This window comes from Streptomyces sp. CA-210063 (assembly GCF_024612015.1).
GTDB lineage: Bacteria > Actinomycetota > Actinomycetes > Streptomycetales > Streptomycetaceae > Streptomyces.
The window spans coordinates 4,165,156-4,182,129 of the sequence record NZ_CP102512.1; the positions used below are offsets into that span (position 1 = coordinate 4,165,156).

Here is a 16,974-nt window from a genome sequence, read left to right on the forward strand (position 1 = left end):
GTGCGGCCTAGTTGGCGCTCAGCAGCTTCAACTCGGGGTGGGCCGTGCCGCCCTCGATGGCCGTGGACGAGATGTGGGACATGACGCGCTCGTCGACAGGGTCGTTCGCCGGGTCGTCATGGACGACGATGTGCTCGTACGTCGTGGTGCGCTGGGCGGGGACGCGGCCGGCCTTGCGGATCAGGTCGATGATCTCCAGGCGGTTGGAGCGGTGCTTGGCGCCGGCGGAGGAGACGACGTTCTCCTCCAGCATGATCGAGCCGAGGTCGTCCGCGCCGTAGTGCAGGGAGAGTTGGCCGACCTCCTTGCCGGTGGTGAGCCAGGAGCCCTGGATGTGGGCGATGTTGTCCATGAAGAGCCGGGCGATGGCGATCATGCGCAGGTACTCGAAGAGCGTGGCCTGCGTACGGCCCTTGAGGTGGTTGTTCTCGGGCTGGTAGGTGTACGGGATGAAGGCCCGGAAGCCGCCCGTCCGGTCCTGTACGTCACGGATCATGCGCAGGTGCTCGATGCGCTCGGCGTTGGTCTCGCCGGTGCCCATCAGCATCGTGGACGTGGACTCCACGCCCAGGTTGTGCGCGGCCTCCATGATCTCCAGCCAGCGCTCGCCGGACTCCTTGAGGGGCGCGATGGCCTTGCGGGGGCGCGCGGGAAGCAGCTCCGCGCCGGCGCCCGCGAAGGAGTCGAGACCGGCCGCGTGGATGCGCTGGATGGCCTCCTCCACGCTCACCTTCGAGATACGGGCCATGTGCTCGACCTCGGACGCGCCGAGGGAGTGGATGACCAGCTGCGGGAACGCCTCCTTGATGGCGGCGAAGTGCTTCTCGTAGTACTCCACCCCGTAGTCCGGGTGGTGGCCGCCCTGGAACATGATCTGCGTGCCGCCCAGCTCGACGGTCTCCGCGCAGCGGCGCAGGATGTCGTCGAGATCGCGCGTCCAGCCCTTGTCCGTGGCCTTCGGCGGGGCGTAGAACGCGCAGAACTTGCACGCCGTCACGCATACGTTCGTGTAGTTGATGTTCCGCTCGATGATGTACGTCGCGATGTGCTCCGTGCCCGCGTACCGCCGCTTGCGTACGGCGTCGGCGGCGGCGCCGAGCGCGTGCAGCGGGGCGTCGCGGTAGAGGTCGAGCGCCTCCTCTGGAGTGATCCGCCCACCCTCTGCGGCACGGTCGAGAACGGACTGGAGGTCGGCCTTCTCGGTCACCGGGAGCGTCCCTTTCGTAAGGGTTGAACGGACCAGGCCAGCCTACGCCAGGGGTTCGGATCGGCCGACGTCAGCCCGCGCGCCTGTGGATAACTCCGGGGGCGGGGGTCGGAGGGCCTGGGGTGGGGCGGGGCGGGGTGGGGCACCTCACGCCGCGTACGCCTCCAGGAGTAGGCCCACGTACGCTCCGGCGATCATGAATGGGCCGAGCGCGATCATTTGTCCGCGTACGGCTCGGCGCCGGGCCGCCAGGAGCAGGGTGTACGCGCTGCCGATGAGGGCGCCGGCGAAGGTGCCGAGGTAGAGCGCGCCCCAGCCGTACCAGCCGAGGGCCGCGCCGAGGCCGAGGGCCAGTTTCACGTCGCCGAAGCCCAGGGCCACGGGTCTGATCAGGAAGAAGAGGAAGTAGAAGCCGCCGAGGGCGAGTGCGCCGTAGGCCGCCGTACGCCACTGGCCCGCGTGTTCGGGTACGAACGCCGCCGCGCCCAGCAGGGTGAGGGTCAGGCCTGCGAAGGGGAGGGTCAGGGGGTCCGGGAGGCGTTGTGCCTTGAGGTCCACGAGGGCGAGGAGGACGCCGAGGGGGGCGAGGAGGAGCCAGACGGCCAGTTCGGGGCGGGGGCCGGTGGTCAGGGCGAGGGTGGCGCAGACCAGGGCGGTGGTTGTGGCGACGGTGGGGGTGTGGGGGCCGTAGGTGCAGGTGGGGGTGGGTGTGGTGGTGGGGGTGGGGGTGGTGGTGGGGGTGGGGGTGGCGGTGGTGGTGGTGGGGGGTGTGCAGCGGGCGGGGCCCAGCCAGCCGGATGCCATGCCGGTGATGTGGTGGCCGGTGGGGCATGCGTGTTGCCAGGGGGATTCTTCGTCGACCGTGAAGCGGTAGGCGGGGCGGGGGAGGAGGGTGCCTGTGGCTGCGCCCCACAGCGCGGCGGTGAGGGTGAGGGCGATGAGCCAGGGGTCGAGGTCCACGTGGGCAGCCTATGAGGAGGGGGGCGTGGGGGGCTGGATTGTTTTCGCCCCCGCCGCCCCTACCCATTCCCATCCCCAGGGGCTGCGCCCCTTCGACCCCCAGCTGCGGGTCCGGTGGGGCTTCTCGTGCAGTTCCCCGCGCCCCTTTCAGGGCGCGGGGAACTGCACGAGTGGCCCACACCCAACCGCAGACGAACGACCCGCCCGCCCGCCTTACTTCACCTTTGCCATGCGGGACGTCGGGTCGCCTGCGGCCGCGTTGTTCGACGTGTACTGGAGTTCGTTGCCGACGGGGGTGAGGGTGATCTCGTGGGTGTTCTTGGTGCAGGTTTTGGGGTTGTTCTTGGTGTCGGCGATGCTCGTGGCGACGATGTGGTCCTGGGTGACCTTCTTGAGGACGAGCTTGTCGTCGCAGGCGCCACCGAGGAGATCAACGGAGCGGAACGTACCCAACTCGTCCCCAACCGCCGCCTGTTCGACGGTTACGTGGAACGTGCCTGCCGGGAGGTTGCCGTCGAGGGCGTAGCCGTCGCCCTCCCAGGTGCCGAGGTACTTCTTCGGTACGTCGCCCTTCGCGTCGCCCGGCAGCTCCGAGTCCTGGGTCCCGTCGGTCGGGCTCGTGCTCACCGACGGTCCCGGGCCGGCCGCGTCAGCGCCGTTGTCTTCGTCGCCCCCCAGCATCCCGAACCCGAACACCGAACCCAGGCTCACCACCGCGAACGCCCCCGCTACCGCCAGCGCGACCGAGCAACTCACCCTCCGGCCACGCCCGTTCGCGTCGGTCGTCGACGTCGCCGCCACGCTCAGCGACAACTTGCCCGGCGACGCCGATGACGGAGACGGCGAGACCGGCGGCACCGTGTCCGCCACCACGGCGTCGGCCCGTTGCCCCGGCACGTGTGTCATGGGCGGCGCGGGCGTCACAGGCGTCACAGGCGGCGCGGTCCCGGGCGGCGCGGTCCCGGGCGTCATGGGCGGCGCCTGAGGCGACATCACCGGCGGCGGGCCGAACACCCCGGTCCCGGCCGGGACTTCGGCCTTCGCCCCGGCCCAGCCAGCCACCCCGGACGTCCCGGCCACTCCCGCCGCGCCGCCTGTCCCGGTAGCACCAGACACCCCCGCCGCGCCACTGATCCCGATGGCACCAGACACCCCGGCAGTATCAGTCGTCCCAGCAGCGCCAGACACCCCCGCCGCCTCAACGCCCCCCGCAGTCCCAGCCACTCCCTCCGCGCCGCCTGTCGAGCCCGCCCCCACAGCATTCGGCGTCGCCGCCACCGGATCCCCCGCCGACACCGACGGGCTGCTGAACCCCACCGGTCCGGAACGGACCCCCTCCCCCGCGTCCAGGTTCAGCAGTTGCACCGCGCTTCGGCCGACCTGTTCCACCAGGGGGCCCGGCAGCCAGCCCGCCGCGACCAGGCGGGCCGCGCCCTGGGGGGCCAGGGTGCGGGCGACCTCGTCCGGGGCCGGGCGGGCGGTGGGTTCCTTGGACAGGCAGTGCTCGACCAGGTCCCGAAGGTCCCCCTCCAGGCCGTCCAGTTGGGGCTCTTCGTGGACGACCTTGTAGAGGAGGGCGGCGGAGGAGTCGCCGGGGAAAGGGGATTGGCCCGTTGCCGCGTACGCGAGCACCGCGCCGAGGGAGAAGACGTCCGCCGCGCCGGTGACGCCCTTGCCGAGGATCTGCTCGGGCGACATGTAGCCGGGGGAGCCGATCGATACTCCGGTGGAGGTGAGGGACGCCGTGCCGTCCGTGGCGCGCGCGATGCCGAAGTCGATGAGGAGGGGGCCGTCCACGGTCAGCAGGACGTTCGACGGCTTGACGTCCCGGTGGACCAGGCCCAGCGCGTGGACCGCCGACAGCGCTTCCGCGAGGCCCGCGCCCAGTACGCGTACGGAGTGCGGGGGCAGCGGGCCGCCGTCCGCGATCGCCCCGGCGAGGGAGGGGCCCGCCGCGTAACCCGTCGCCACCCACGGGACCGAGGCCTCCGGGTCCGCGTCGAGGACGGGGGCCGTCCAGGCGCCGCCGACCCGGCGGGCCGCGTCGACTTCGCGGCGGAAGCGGGCGCGGAACTCCTCGTCCAGGGCGAAGTGCGGGTGCACGACCTTGACGGCGACGGTGCGGCCGCCCGCGCTGCGCCCCAGATAGACGCGGCCCATCCCGCCGGACCCCAGCCGGCCGAGGAGCCGGTAGGGCCCCACGACCGTGGGTTCGCCGACATCGAGCGGTTGCATGGGCGACACCTCCCCCGTACGTCACGCCGTACGTTCCCCCGTACGAACTCCACGACGCACGGCTCCCCAGCAGCGTAGTGCCGTACGCCCGAATGGGAATGCGAACGTCGGCGGCCATTGCCACACGACGCGGAATGCGTCAAATGAATTTCTGGCGAGTTGGTGGGGACTTCTGGTGGGAGTGGCCGGGAAGAGGGAGGGGTCGGGAAGAGGGAGGGGTCGGGAAAGGGTCAGGAAAGGAGGTCCACCTTCACGTCCGCCGGGAATCCGGTGGTCGGTCCGACCAGGCGCGCGAACTCGGCGACCGCCGCCAGCTGAGGCCCGCCGAAGCGGAAGTCGAGGGTGGTGAAGTACCGCTCCAGGACCCGCTCGTCGAAGGCCTCCCAGCGGGCCGCCTGTTCGGCGACCTTGCCGACCTCGGCCAGGGACAGGTCGCGGGAGGCCAGGAACGCCTCGTGGACCTTGCGGGTGACGTCGGGCTCGCGCTCCAGGTAGTCGCGCCGCGCCGCCCACACCGCGAAGACGAACGGCAGCCCCGTCCAGGCCTTCCACATGGCGCCCAGATCGTGCACCTCAAGACCGAAGTTCGGGCCGTCGAGGAGGTTGGCGCGCAGCGCCGCGTCGCCGATGAGCACCGCCGCCTCCGCCTCCTGCATCATCAGCGAGAGGTCGGGCGGGCAGGTGTAGTACGACGGTTGTACGCCGACGCTCTCGGCCAGCAGCAACTGCGCGAGGCGTACGGAGGTGCGTGAGGTGGAGCCCAGGGCGACGCGTGCGCCGTCCAGGCGGTCGAGTGGCACCTGGGAGACGAGGACGCACGACATCACCGGCCCGTCGCAGCCGACCGCGATGTCGGGGAAGGCGACCAGGTCGTCCGCGTTGCGCAGGAACTCGACGAGCGTGATGGGCCCGATGTCGAGGTCCCCGCGCACCAGTTGCTCGCTGAGCTTCTCCGGGGTGTCCTTGGTGAGCTCGAAGTCGAGGAGCGTGCCCGTTCTCGCGAGCCCCCAGTACAGGGGCAGGCAGTTCAGGAACTGGATGTGCCCGACGCGCGGCCGGTTGCGAGAATTGTCCACATCGCGAGGCTAACCCTCATGGGGTACGGTGCGGCCTCCGGGGGCCGAGAGGGGTCCGTTAAACCGGACGTACACCCCCTGTCAATACGTTCGGCGGCGTGTCGTCAGTGGCGCTGGTGGTGAAGAAGAGGCCTCGCGTCAACCCCGATCCCGAGCGACCCAAACATCCGGGTGACGTGATCTTGCCCTCTATTGCATTCCCCTGCGTGCGTGCTAGGCTCGCCCGCAAGTTGCAGTTTGGTTTCCCTTGCAGTACAGAGCCTGCGGAGCATGTGACCGCGGGCTCTCGTCGTTTTCAGACGTATGCAGTTGTGCGGCATCTTGTTTTCACACTTGCAGGGTTCTGGAGCAGGGCAACCCTTTGGGCCCAAGGAGGGCTTATGGCTACCGGAACCGTGAAGTGGTTCAACGCCGAAAAGGGCTTTGGCTTCATCGCCCAGGAAGGCGGCGGCCCCGACGTCTTCGTTCACTACTCCGCCATCAATGCGAGCGGCTTCCGTTCGCTGGAGGAGAACCAGCAGGTCTCCTTCGACGTGACCCAGGGCCCGAAGGGCCCGCAGGCGGAGAACGTCACCCCCGTCTGATCCGAGGGATGCCCCTCTGACGACGTCTGAGAGCAGTACCCAAGGAGCCCCTCGCCATTCGGCGCAGGGGCTCCTGCCTTTGCCCACCGCAACGGCCCGGAGCCTTTTCAGGTGTGCTGCATCATCAGCACGAACGCCGTCCCGGGCGCCAGCGCCTCGTACGAGCGCGGCACGTCCCCCGGTACGACATGTAGTCCCGGGCCCGAGTTCGACGTACGCGTACGGGAGTTGCCGGCCGGAGCCGCCGTGGTGCTCCTGGTGGCACTGCTGGCCGCGGGCGCCCTGACCGAGGACGGCGGCTTCGCCGGGTGGGCCCGCCCGGCCGGGGTACTGGTCGGCGGGCTGCTGGCGTGGCGGAGGGCGCCGTTCGTGGTGGTGGTGCTGGGGGCGGCGGCGACTGCGGCGGTGCTGAGGGCGGTGGGGGTGGGCTGAGCGGGCCGTCGGTGTGGGCGCGTGCCGTCGATCGGCTGTGGGTTCGTCGTGGCTAGTCGCGCTCACGCGGCGGAGCCGCACAGTGATGCAGCCCCGCGCCCCTTTGGGGCGCGCTGCCGCTGGAGCCTGTTTTCGCCCTGAACGGGCTCGGGGGACCTCGCGACCAGCCACCACGGACCCGGAGCCGAAGCACAGGCCCTCTGGTCTCAGACGCCGCCCGCGACCAGTTCCTCCAGCACCCGCCGCACACGTATGCCCGAACCCAGGTCCGGTTCGAGACCCTTCCCCTTCAGGAGGGCCGTGAGGGAGGCCTGCACAACCTCCGCGCCCTCGGGGGCGACCCGCTTGGACACCTCCAGCCACTCAAGGGACTGGTCGCCGGCCACAGTCCAGCGTTCCAGGGTGACTTCGTGGTGGTCGAGACGGACGCCGGGCCAGCGGACCAGGTGGACGGGGCCGAGGACGTCGAGTGAGCCGTAGCCGACGTCGATGTCGGCGCACTCCGTGAGGAACGCGCGCTGGCGGTCGGAGAAGACGAGTTCCAGCGGCTTGGTGCCGGTGGCGGCGGCCTCCACCGCCGTACGGCCGCAGTCGGAGACGAGCGTGGCGGACAGGACACGGCGGTCGCCGGCCCAGGCGTCCGCCAGGTGGAAGGAATCCGGTCCCTGCTCACGGAAGCTCAGCCATCGTTCCGAGAGCCGGGACCGGCGACAGGGCCGTAATTCCGCGGTCACGGCCCCGCCCCGCCCGCTCCCCGCCCGTAGGCGCAGGATCAACCCCGCATCCAGAAGCGGCAGTTGACCTGGCGCCGTGGAGCGGGCGAGGGCCTCACAGAAGTAGACGCGGCGCCGGGCTCCCCCGGTGTCCGGCGCCAGCGCCCAAGTCGCGGCGGCCGCGCCCGCACCCGAGAACGTCACCTTGATCTCGACCGAGTCGAGCCGGTCGGATGCTGAGGTGAGATCCCCGCGTCCCACGGATGCCGGCATGGGCCGTCCCCCTAGTTCCGCGACCTGGTTCATTCCCCTGATTTCCCTTGGTGCCCCTGGTTTCCTTGGTTCCCCGTGGATTCCCCCGTTGGTTTCCCTTGGTTTCCCTTGGATTCCCTTGCCGGGATCCCCTGTTGCGGTCCCCCGTTGTTGCGATCCCTTGTGGTGCTGTTCCGCGAGACCATTGAAGGCCCGGGGCGACCCCCCTCGCTTCCGGGAAGTCCCTACATCTCCCCTGACCTCTCCCCCTACGGGCATGATGGACGGGCGGGGGACGGGCGGGGACGGGCGGGGACGGGCGCAGGCGGACACCAGGAGGTGGCGCATTGTTACGGGGACTCGTCGGTCGGGAGCGGGAACGCCGGCTGATGGACGACCTGCTCGTGGCGGGTGGGGCGGGAGGGGCCGCACTGCTGCTGTGGGGTGAGCCCGGCATCGGGAAGACCGCCCTGCTGGACTACGCGGCGGAGCGGGCGGCGGCCGGGAGCTCCGGCGCGGCCCCGGCCACGGTCCTGCGCGCCCGGGGCATCGAGACCGAGACCGTACTCCCCTTCGCCACCCTCGGCGACCTACTGATGCCCCATTCATCCCTTTTCAGGGAACTCCCCGGAGCCCAGCGCTCGGCCCTGGAGTCCTGCCTCGCCCTGAGCGGCGACCCGGCGGACCTGCCGGGCAATCCGTACGCCGCCTGTATGGGTGCCCTGAACGTCCTCGCGGCGCTCGGCGACGAACGCCCGGTCGTCGTCATCGTCGACGACCTGCACTGGGTGGACCCCTCCTCCCAGCGCGTCCTTCTCTTCGTCGCCCGCCGTCTGTCGAGTGAGCGGGTCGCCCTGGCCCTCGGTTCCCGCGAGGACCACGGCGAGTCGGGCCCGCGCCGCAGTATCCCCACCGTGCAGGTGGGCGGGCTGGCACCGGAGGAGTGCGCCACTCTGCTGGACGGCAGCGTGACCCCCAACGTACTGGCCGATCTGGTACGCATCAGCGGTGGCAATCCGCTCGCCCTGCGCGAGATAGCGAGCGGGCTGACGGACGAACAGGCGCGTGGGGAACGGCCGTTGCTCGATCCACCCTCCCTCGGCAGCCATCTGGAGCGTGCCTGGGCGACCCGTATCGACGGTCTGTCCGACCCCGTCCGCCGCGCGCTGGTCGTCCTGGCCGCGAGCCGTTCGACGGCGGCCGGCCCCCTGCGCAAGGCCCTGGAGGCGGCCGGGCTCTCCCTCGACGCCCTCTCCCCCGCCGAGGAGGACGGCCTGATCACGGCGACGGCGGACGGGCTGGACTTCCATCACCCGGTGCTGCGCGCGCTGGTGCTGGGCCGTGCGCCCATCGCGCACCGGTACGCCGCGTTCCAGGCGCTGGCGGAGGTGAGTACGGGCCCGTTGCACGCCTGGTACCGGGCGTCCGCGACCCCCGGCCCCGACGAGGAAGCGGCGGCCGCGCTCGCCGAAGCCGCGCTGGAGGCCCGTAGGCGCAGCGCCTTCGGGGAGTCGGCCCTCGCCTGGCGCCGCGCGGCCGAACTCACCCCCGACCCGGCCCCCCGCGCCGACCGCCTCCACCACGCCGCCTCCGACGCCCTGCTCAGCGGCTCCCCGGCGGGGCCGCAGTGGTGCGAGGAGGCGCTGCGGATCACCCCCGACCCGGCGATGCGCGCCGTCATCCAGGGCCTGCTGGGCCGGATGTACACCTGGAAGGGCGAGACGGCGCAGGCGTACGGCCTCCTCATGAACGCCGCCGATGCCGTACGCGACACCGACCCCACCCGCGCCTGCCTGCTCCTCGCCGAAGCGACGGCGGCGGCCCGCCTCGACGGCCACGTCCCCGCGGCCGTACGCGTGGCCGAGGAGTCCCTGGCCCTCGCCACCGAGTCCGGACCCGAACGCTGGTACAGCCTCACCCTCCTCGGCGGCGCCCTGGTCATGTCCGGCCGTACCGCCGAGGGCCGCGAGATGCTGGAGGCCGCCGACCGCCACGGCACCGGCGGCGACCCCGTCCGCGACCAGCAGGTCTACGCGATCGCCGGCCAGGCCTGGAGCCGCGCGGAGGAGTTCGTCCGCGGACGCCGGCTGCTCAACACGGCGGTGGAGTCGGCGCGGCAGCACAGCGCGGTGGGGGTGCTGGGCTTCACGCTCGCGGTACGGGGTGAGCTGGAGACCCGTATCGGCCAATGGGCCTCCGCGCGCGGCGACTTGACGGAGGCCCTGCGCTGGGCGGAGGAACTGGGCCAGCTGACCTGCGTGAGCTACGCCCTCTACTGCCTGGCCCGGCTGGAGGCCCTGCGCGGCGACCGCGTCGAGTGCGAGGAGCATGTGGCGCGGGCGCGGCGGGAGTGCGGGGCGTACGGGATCGGCTGCCAGGAGTTCCACATGACGGCGGTGCTGGGACTGTCGGCCCTCGCGTACGGGGACCACGACGCGGCCACCGACCAGCTGGAGCAAACGTTGTCACTGGCGATCGAGCAGGGCATCGGCAATCCGGAGGTGGTTCCGTTCGCGGCGGACCTGGCCGAGGCGCACGTACGGGCAGGGAACGCGGCGCGGGCGGGTGAAGTGGTCGGGTGGCTGGAGGAGCGGGCGCGGGAGACGGGGCTCGCGTCGGCGGAGGCCGCGGCGGCCCGGGTACGGGGTCTGCTGGCGGAGACACCGGAGGAGGCGGAGACGTACTTCGGGGCCGCGTTGAAGGCCCATCAGCGGACGACAGGGCCGTTCGACTGGGCCCGGACGCTGCTCTGCTCGGCCGAGGTGCTGCGCAGGTACCGGCGGCCGGGTGCCGCCCGCGCCCCCTTGTCCTCCGCCCTGGCCTGCTTCGAACGGCTGGGGGCGGTGCCGTGGGCCCGGCGGGCGGCGAGTGAATTGGCGGCGGCCGGGGGGATGGTGAGCACGGCGGGCCACTCCGTGGCGGGTGGAACGGGTGGAACGGGTGGGACCGCTGGGACTGGTGGGACGGGTGGTGCCGCCGGTGGTCCGGCTCGTCCCGCCGGCCGCATGGGCGGGGTGCTCGACCAGCTGACACCCCAGGAGTTCCAGGTGTCACGGGCGATCGCACGCGGCCTCAACAACACGGAGGCGGCGGCGTCGCTGTTCGTGTCCCGGAAGACGGTCGAGGCCCATCTCACCCGCATCTACCGAAAGTTGCACGTCCGGTCGCGGACGGACCTGACGCGGTTGCTCACGGCGGCTGACCTGGTGGATTGAGTCTGGTGGATTGAGTACGGGTACTCATGTGGGCGGTCGCGGGTGACCGGCATGGTTCAGGCATGAGACCGAATTTCCTTGCGAAGCACTTCCTTCCGAAGTCCTTGCTGGCGGCCGCGCTCGGGGGCGCCGTCGTCCTGGGCGGCCTCGGCGCGCAGAGCGCCACGGCTGCTCAGACCTCCACGGTCGGCGTCGCCGCGGCGAGCGACGACGCGGAGTTCCGGTTCTTCGAGATGCAAGACCTCTTCTGGCAGATCTGTGCCCCGGACGTCGAGGACAGCGGTGAGTTGGCGGCGCCTTCCGCCACCGAGACCACGTCGGTCGATCCGATCGATCCGGTGCCGACGGACCCCTACGATCCGGTGCCGCTGGACGCCACCGAGCAGTGCGTCGCCGACCGGAACGCACTGCGCATCAGCAAGGCGTTCTCGGGCATGGACACGACCACCTACGAGGCGGTGCAGGCGAAGCTGACGAGCCTGCGCTACCCGGCGGCGCGGATCCACCGCATGCCGGACCAGGGGGGCGCGCCCCGGGCAAGGCTCGACCTGCGCTTGGGGGACGACCGCGCTGCTCTGGAGGTGACCGGCACCTACCTCGGAGTGATGGTCGAGACGTTCGGCGCCTCCAAGGGCGTGAGCGTGACCGAGGTGCTGCTGGAGCCGCAGCTGGACGAGCCCACGTCCTGACGCTCTTACGGGCTGGTACTGGAACTGAACAACCCCCTTGGCGGGCTGCGGAGTTGCTCCGTGGCCCGCCAATGAGCTGGGCACTTGCTGTCGTCGCCTGTCGTCACTGGCCACCCTCGGACGGCCCACAGACGGCCCGGCGACGGGCCCGAGTTGCTGCTATCGGTAGCGGCGGGACCGCTAACGTTAGCGACCTGGGTAGCGATCGCATCGCCGGTTGACCAGGACGTTAGCGAATAGCGGCCCGTTCGGGTGGACCCCCACAATCGGCCCATCTCACGCCAATGCGAGAGGTGTCGCCGGGTCGGGCCGTCGGTCATCATGTGCGGAGAAGAAGGACCGCCCTTCGGACGAGCGTTCTTCGGGACGCCTTCCCTCGTTGAGGCTCCACCGCCGTGGGCGGCTACTGGGTAGTGCGGTGCCGGGCTACGGCCGTTGTGGGGATCACTCCAGTCTCAGCCCTCTTGCCCGAGGAGAAAGAGTGGAGGCTCAGGCGGCGTTGGGGCTGACATGCCACTCTTGCGTTCCGAGGTAAGAGAGGGGCCCATGTTTAACTCGCGTAGAGCTGCGACCATCAGTAGCTGGATGTTCACGCTGTCTTTGCCTCTAGGTGCTGCCTATTTTCTGCTTCTTTATCCGATTCCATGGGGTGGCGCCCTCAGCTTCCCGGCGGCCTTCTGGACGATGGCTGTTGTGTTGCTTCTCTTCCGCTCCAAGGGGGAGGAGTTCTCGCTTGGGGCAATCCAATCAGGTGCGATGGGTCTTCTCTGGCTATATTTCGGGGCGGTTTGGCAGATTTGGCACAGCGTCAAAGCGTGCCTGGTGGCCATCCCAGTTTTATTCGTAGTGGCGTACATATTGGGGTTAATATTCCATTTCACCCGTGTACGTCCACTGCGTCAGGGGAGGATGCGGCGGACGCCCTAGCAGACGTTGGCTGCGCGGGCTGAAAGTGGGCCATGCTGCTACCGCTGGGGCCGGTAGTCACTAGACCCGAAGAGCGCCCCTCCCTGACACCCTCTGACAGTCAGGGGCCTCTGACACCCAAACCCCTAGGCAGGCGCGGGTGTCACCCCTTCTGACACTCGGCCTGACACCCCCTGACACCCGGTACTGATACTGGTACTCAGCTCGGCCCAAACGGTCTTGCCCAGGTCGCGGTCCTCGACGCCCCACTTGTCGGCGAGGGCCTCGACGATCAGCAGCCCTCGCCCGGACTCGGCCTCGGGCTCCGACCGCCGCGTTTTCGGCCGCTGCTTCTCGCACGCGTCGGCCACCTCGATACGTACGGTGCCGGTCACCCACACCACCTTCAGCAGAAAGCTGTGCCCCTGGACGTACCCGTGCATCGCGGCGTTCGTCACCAGCTCGGCGGTGACCAGCACCGCGTTCTCGTACACCTCGCTCCCCCGGGCGATGCCCCAAGCGTGCAGCCGCTGGGCGACGGTCCTTCGCGCGAGCCGGGCGCCTCGGCGGCTGGGAGTGAAGAGTTGCCTGAATTCACCGAGGACGGTGGAAGTCGTGGCGGTTGTGGTGGGGATTTCCGCATTCATGTCACTCAGCGTGGTCGTCCGGTTCTAGTCTGACCAGGTGCGACGGCGGGACGCTATGTAGCCGTATGGGTGCGGTGCGCGAGGCGTCGGCTCGTCGGCCGTGACCACGACGAGGTGAGGGCGGGATCGATGGCGGATGAGCGGAGGCCGGAGACTCCGGCGGAGGCGGACGGTACGACCGGGTTGTTCACGGCGGTCGGCAAGCTGCTGAAGCTGCTGCGGGAGCGGGCGGGGCTGACGCAGAAGGAGCTGGGCGAGGCGGTGGGGTACGGGCCGGACGCCATCGGCGCGATGGAGCGGGGGGTGCGGGTGGCTCGGCCGGAGGTGCTGGAGAAGGCGGATGAACTTCTTGATGCCGGGGGGCTGTTGAGGGCGATGGTCCCTGAGATCAAGGAGGGGATGAAGAAGGCGCGGACGAGGCATCCGGAGTGGTATCGGAGTTATGCGGGGTTGGAGGCGGAGGCGGTTGAGCTGCACTTCTATGCCAACCAGGGGGTGCCGGGGTTGTTGCAGACGGAGGACTATGCGCGGGCGGTCTTCTCGCAGTGGCGCCCGCTGCTGAGCGCCGAGACCATCGAGATGCGCGTGGCCGACCGAATGGCCCGCCAGCAGATCTTCGAGGGCTGGCCTCCACCGATGTGCAGCTACGTCCTGGAGGAGGTTGTGCTGCAACGGCCGATCGGCGGACGAGCCGTTCACAAGGAGCAACTGCGGAATCTGCTGCGCTTCGGGAGCATGCGCAACGTCGAGATTCAGGTGATGCCGACCTCCCGAGAGGAACACCCCAACCTGGACAGCGCGTTCAACCTGTTGACACCCAAGGGGCATGGGCAGGTGGCGTACACGGAAGGGCAGGGATACCCACGCCTGGTCACCGACCCGGAAGGCGTACGACAGATCGCCGACCGCTATGGGATCATGCGCGCGCTGGCGCTCAACCCAATGGAGTCCCGGGCGCTGATCGAGAAGATGCTGGGGGAACTGTGAGCACTGAGCGACTCAACTGGTTCAAGTCCAGCCACAGCAGTGGCGCTGGCGGCGAATGCCTCGAAGCCGCCTACACCTGGCGCAAGTCCTCCCACAGCGACGGCGAGGGCGGCGACTGCGTAGAGATATCCCCCTGCCCCCACACCATCCACATCCGCGACTCCAAGAGGCCCACCGGCCCCCTCCTCACCCTCTCCCCCACCGCCTGGTCGGCTTTCCTCGCGGGGAACTGGCCCACGTAAGTCAAGGTGCTCGTACAGCATGGTCGCTGGTCGTCCTCCACAGACAGCCAACGCGGAACTCAGCCCCTCGGTCCTCTGCTGCTCAGTGATCATTACGCTCGCGATTCTCGGCGCGATCATCGCGCCCGTCGTGTGGTTCTTCATGTGGTTCCACGACGTGGTGACGAGGGATGACCCACCGCCCTTCAAGGCCGGCGCGGTTGTGGAGCTGACGAAGAGACCGACGCCGTTCGACGGCAGCGTCAATCCGGGCGACCACGAACGCCCGCACGGCAAGAACGAACCCTTCGGCATGAACGATGTCAAGGACGACATCTACGAGGATTTCTACCCCAAGCTGGGGGACGCCGACGCGAAGGTGGCCATCGACTGCGGGAACGCGACGCTGAACCACGGCGTCTTCGAATGCGTCGCGAGCCACGAGGGCCACGAGAGCCTCAAGGTCCCTTACGAGGTAACCATTTCGGGGTTCCACAAGGACGCGTATCCCCTGCTGCCAGGCGCCTCCACCAGGTTGGCGAGTTGGGAGCAGGAGGTGATCCCCGTGAAAGCCCCCCTCTTCCGGGACGCGGTTCATCAACGGATCTGGCGACAGGCCCACAACAGCGAGGACGACAAAGCACCAAGAGCGGCTTGCGACCCCATGCCGGAGATGTCACTGCTCGACACCGGCACTGTCACCAAGTACCGCTGCTACTGCACGTCCAAGACGTCGCTGAAGCGTGAATGGTCGACTTATCAGGTCACCCTGGATGAATCGGGAGATGTTTATCTCGATCCCGTATCCGAGGATGAAGCAAGGGCCTCCGCAATGGCTACGGAACCTCGTAGCCTGCCCAGATGATCACTCTCAGGCTGCTGGACGGCGTGGGGCGACAGGTCGCCCTGCATGACGTGGACGACGAGAACTGGCGGGCCGTCGCGGATGTCGCCCCGCTGGACGGCCAACGCCGGTACGTCCCCGCGCTGGCCGCTCGTTACCTCCTCCTGTCCCTCCGCGAGGGCGTATGGAACTCGCTCGCGGTGTGCGCCGACGACACCGTGGTGGGGCATGTCATGTGGGGGCGTGACGAGGACGGTTCGTACTGGATCGGCGGCATGCTGATCGACGCCGCCGAGCAGGGCAAGGGGGTCGGGCGGGCGGCGGCGCGCACTCTGATGCGCTGGCTGGCGGACCGTACGGACTGTGAGGTCCTGCGCCTGTCGTACCACCCGGACAACACCACCGCCGAGCGCCTGTACACCTCGCTGGGGTTCCGGCCGTTGCCCACCGTCGAGGACGACGAGGTGGTCGCCGAGTTGTCCGCGAAGGCGGTCGGCGCGACGGCAGCCGACTGAGGCAGTCGGCAGCTTCAAGCCCCCACGCCATCGCAGCCGGAGACGCCGTGGGCGGCCCCCGCTCCGAACGCGTCGGGACGGAGGGCATCCGGAACAGGGATTCCCACAAGCGACCGACATCGCGTATACGCCGACGTATACTTCCACCATGTCTGACGCCATGATCCGGGTACCGTCCGAGGTCCGAGACCGCCTGGCGGTCATCGCGGAGTCCCGTAATACGTCGATCCGTTCACTGGTGCAGGAGTTCGCGGAGAGCACGCTCACCGAAGAGGAGCGGCGGGAGCGGGCCGAGCGGACCCGGGAGTATCTCGCGGAGCACTTCGGTGTGGAGGTGACGGACGAGGAGAGCGCGGCCATGGGGCGCAGGCTCCGTGACGCCTTCGCACGCGGTCAGGAGTCCGCCGCGTGATCCAGCACCACCTCGTTCTCGACACTCCCACCCTGCTCGCACTGACGGGCAACCGTCAGGTGTCCGCGCTCGTCCACCGGGCCCACTTCGAGCCCGAGACCCGGCTGTGGGTTCCGACTCTGTCCATCCTCGAGGCCGACGAGGAGTATCTCGGGCTGGCCGAACACATCGGTCAGCTCGACGTCATCCACACCGTCGACCTCGACTACGCGGCCGTACTCGCCGTCACCGAACTGCGCAGGGACGGGGTACCGCCCGGCATCGCCGCGGCCATCCACTCCGTACGTCACCTGCCCGAGTGGGGAGCGGACGCCCTCATCGCCACGGTCGCACCCAAGGCGTACGAGGACAGGGGCGTGCCGCTTCTCGATCTGAACCGATAGAGGGCGTCACCTTGAGGCCATATCCAATGTGGTGAGGCAGACGAGTTGCCGAAGTCGGCCTCGTCGTGATTAAGGAGCGCGGTCCCCGTCCGCTGACGTTGCCGTCAAGTACTGCCGTCAGGCAGCTGAGAGGCCTTCCGAAGTCTTCGGAAGAGCCTCTTCCCTTTCCCCTTTCCCTTGCTACAGAAGCGTCGATCATCTGGCGGAACCAGCGGGCCATCTCGATCCCGTCCTGGCGCGGGGTCATAGCAGGCTCCAGCCCTATCAAGCCAAAGCACAGCAGCCAGTCGGACCATTCCGAAACTCAACGCCGCCGCCATCAATGAAGCCTCGCCAGAACAAGGTCCTGGCGAGGCTTCATTGCCATCTATGGTCCGATCTCGCTGTGACGCTCCGAGAACTCCTCAAGGAGGTCTACCAGCTCCACGACCAGACCACTATCCAGCTCCTGCGGAATGCGATCAATGGAGAGGTATCCTCCCGATGAAGGAACTCGGGACGAGGCAATCACAAATGCCCAATGTTGCCCCGAATGGCCGCCGATAAACCTCTCGCATACCCACTCCTGAAAACCCCGAAGCGGTTTTCCATCTTGGGCCGTATCGAACCCGACAACAAAAGCCACCACGGTCGAGAATCGATCATCGAACAGATACATCCGTCGACGGTTTCTCAGATGGAAACAGAGCTCTCGAA

At 69.1% G+C, this 16,974-nt stretch carries 17 protein-coding genes; 10 read left to right on the forward strand and 7 right to left on the reverse strand.

The window, feature by feature from the left end:
* Positions 1-7: 7 nt before the first annotated feature.
* From mqnC to JIX56_RS17875, 4 genes are all read right to left on the reverse strand, one after another.
* Complete coding sequence (mqnC, locus tag JIX56_RS17860; RefSeq protein WP_257541903.1) at positions 8-1,207, reverse strand: cyclic dehypoxanthinyl futalosine synthase; 1,200 nt, start codon at positions 1,205-1,207, stop codon at positions 8-10.
* 147 nt (positions 1,208-1,354) lie between these two features.
* Positions 1,355-2,167, reverse strand: coding sequence for a prepilin peptidase (locus JIX56_RS17865; protein ID WP_257541905.1), 813 nt, complete (start codon positions 2,165-2,167; stop codon positions 1,355-1,357).
* A 213-nt stretch (positions 2,168-2,380) separates the two neighbouring features.
* Complete coding sequence (locus JIX56_RS17870) at positions 2,381-4,402, reverse strand: serine/threonine-protein kinase (RefSeq protein ID WP_257541907.1); 2,022 nt, start codon at positions 4,400-4,402, stop codon at positions 2,381-2,383.
* Between the two features lie 230 nt (positions 4,403-4,632).
* A complete protein-coding gene (locus JIX56_RS17875; protein WP_257541909.1) occupies positions 4,633-5,478 on the reverse strand; it encodes a menaquinone biosynthetic enzyme MqnA/MqnD family protein in 846 nt (281 codons plus the stop codon).
* A 380-nt stretch (positions 5,479-5,858) separates the two neighbouring features.
* Here JIX56_RS17875 and JIX56_RS17880 point away from each other — a divergent pair, with 380 nt between their 5' ends.
* The gene (locus JIX56_RS17880; RefSeq protein WP_003992177.1) at positions 5,859-6,062 is read left to right on the forward strand and encodes a cold-shock protein; all 204 of its coding nucleotides are present in this window, start codon (positions 5,859-5,861) and stop codon (positions 6,060-6,062) included.
* A gap of 111 nt (positions 6,063-6,173) precedes the next feature.
* On the forward strand, positions 6,174-6,494 hold the full coding sequence (locus JIX56_RS17885) for an AzlD domain-containing protein (protein ID WP_257541911.1): 321 nt from the start codon (positions 6,174-6,176) through the stop codon (positions 6,492-6,494).
* 206 nt (positions 6,495-6,700) lie between these two features.
* Here the strand turns inward: JIX56_RS17885 and JIX56_RS17890 are convergent, their stop codons facing one another.
* The gene (locus JIX56_RS17890; protein ID WP_257541913.1) at positions 6,701-7,480 is read right to left on the reverse strand and encodes a hypothetical protein; all 780 of its coding nucleotides are present in this window, start codon (positions 7,478-7,480) and stop codon (positions 6,701-6,703) included.
* A gap of 368 nt (positions 7,481-7,848) precedes the next feature.
* On the opposite strand from JIX56_RS17890, the gene JIX56_RS17895 reads away from it, so the two are divergent.
* Entirely contained in the window at positions 7,849-10,674 is a 2,826-nt protein-coding gene (locus JIX56_RS17895) for a LuxR C-terminal-related transcriptional regulator (RefSeq protein WP_443031836.1), read from the forward strand.
* Between the two features lie 62 nt (positions 10,675-10,736).
* Positions 10,737-11,363, forward strand: a complete 627-nt coding sequence (locus tag JIX56_RS17900) for a hypothetical protein (protein ID WP_257541917.1) — start codon at positions 10,737-10,739, stop codon at positions 11,361-11,363.
* 1,052 nt (positions 11,364-12,415) lie between these two features.
* On the opposite strand, the gene JIX56_RS17905 is transcribed toward JIX56_RS17900, so the two are convergent.
* Positions 12,416-12,916, reverse strand: a complete 501-nt coding sequence (locus JIX56_RS17905; RefSeq protein ID WP_257541918.1) for an ATP-binding protein — start codon at positions 12,914-12,916, stop codon at positions 12,416-12,418.
* 129 nt (positions 12,917-13,045) lie between these two features.
* Between JIX56_RS17905 and JIX56_RS17910 the strand changes: the two genes are divergently transcribed.
* The 6 genes from JIX56_RS17910 (at position 13,046) to JIX56_RS17935 (ending at position 16,278) form a co-directional block, all read left to right on the forward strand.
* Positions 13,046-13,903 (forward strand): helix-turn-helix domain-containing protein, encoded by an 858-nt coding sequence (locus JIX56_RS17910; protein ID WP_257541920.1) that lies wholly within the window; start codon positions 13,046-13,048, stop codon positions 13,901-13,903.
* On the forward strand, positions 13,900-14,145 hold the full coding sequence (locus tag JIX56_RS17915; RefSeq protein ID WP_257541922.1) for a DUF397 domain-containing protein: 246 nt from the start codon (positions 13,900-13,902) through the stop codon (positions 14,143-14,145). Before JIX56_RS17910 ends, JIX56_RS17915 begins: the two co-directional genes overlap by 4 nt.
* Positions 14,146-14,230: 85 nt before the next feature.
* The gene (locus tag JIX56_RS17920) at positions 14,231-14,989 is read left to right on the forward strand and encodes a hypothetical protein (protein WP_257541924.1); all 759 of its coding nucleotides are present in this window, start codon (positions 14,231-14,233) and stop codon (positions 14,987-14,989) included.
* Positions 14,986-15,483 carry a GNAT family N-acetyltransferase gene (locus tag JIX56_RS17925; RefSeq protein WP_257541926.1) on the forward strand — a complete coding sequence of 166 codons (498 nt, stop codon included), beginning with the start codon at positions 14,986-14,988 and terminating at the stop codon, positions 15,481-15,483. Before JIX56_RS17920 ends, JIX56_RS17925 begins: the two co-directional genes overlap by 4 nt.
* A gap of 148 nt (positions 15,484-15,631) precedes the next feature.
* Entirely contained in the window at positions 15,632-15,895 is a 264-nt protein-coding gene (locus JIX56_RS17930; protein WP_257541927.1) for a hypothetical protein, read from the forward strand.
* The gene (locus JIX56_RS17935; RefSeq protein WP_257541929.1) at positions 15,892-16,278 is read left to right on the forward strand and encodes a hypothetical protein; all 387 of its coding nucleotides are present in this window, start codon (positions 15,892-15,894) and stop codon (positions 16,276-16,278) included. The genes JIX56_RS17930 and JIX56_RS17935 overlap by 4 nt, the downstream gene beginning before the upstream one ends.
* Before the next feature lie 367 nt (positions 16,279-16,645).
* On the opposite strand, the gene JIX56_RS17940 is transcribed toward JIX56_RS17935, so the two are convergent.
* Positions 16,646-16,936 carry a hypothetical protein gene (locus tag JIX56_RS17940; RefSeq protein WP_257541931.1) on the reverse strand — a complete coding sequence of 97 codons (291 nt, stop codon included), beginning with the start codon at positions 16,934-16,936 and terminating at the stop codon, positions 16,646-16,648.
* Between the last annotated feature and the right edge of the window lie 38 nt (positions 16,937-16,974).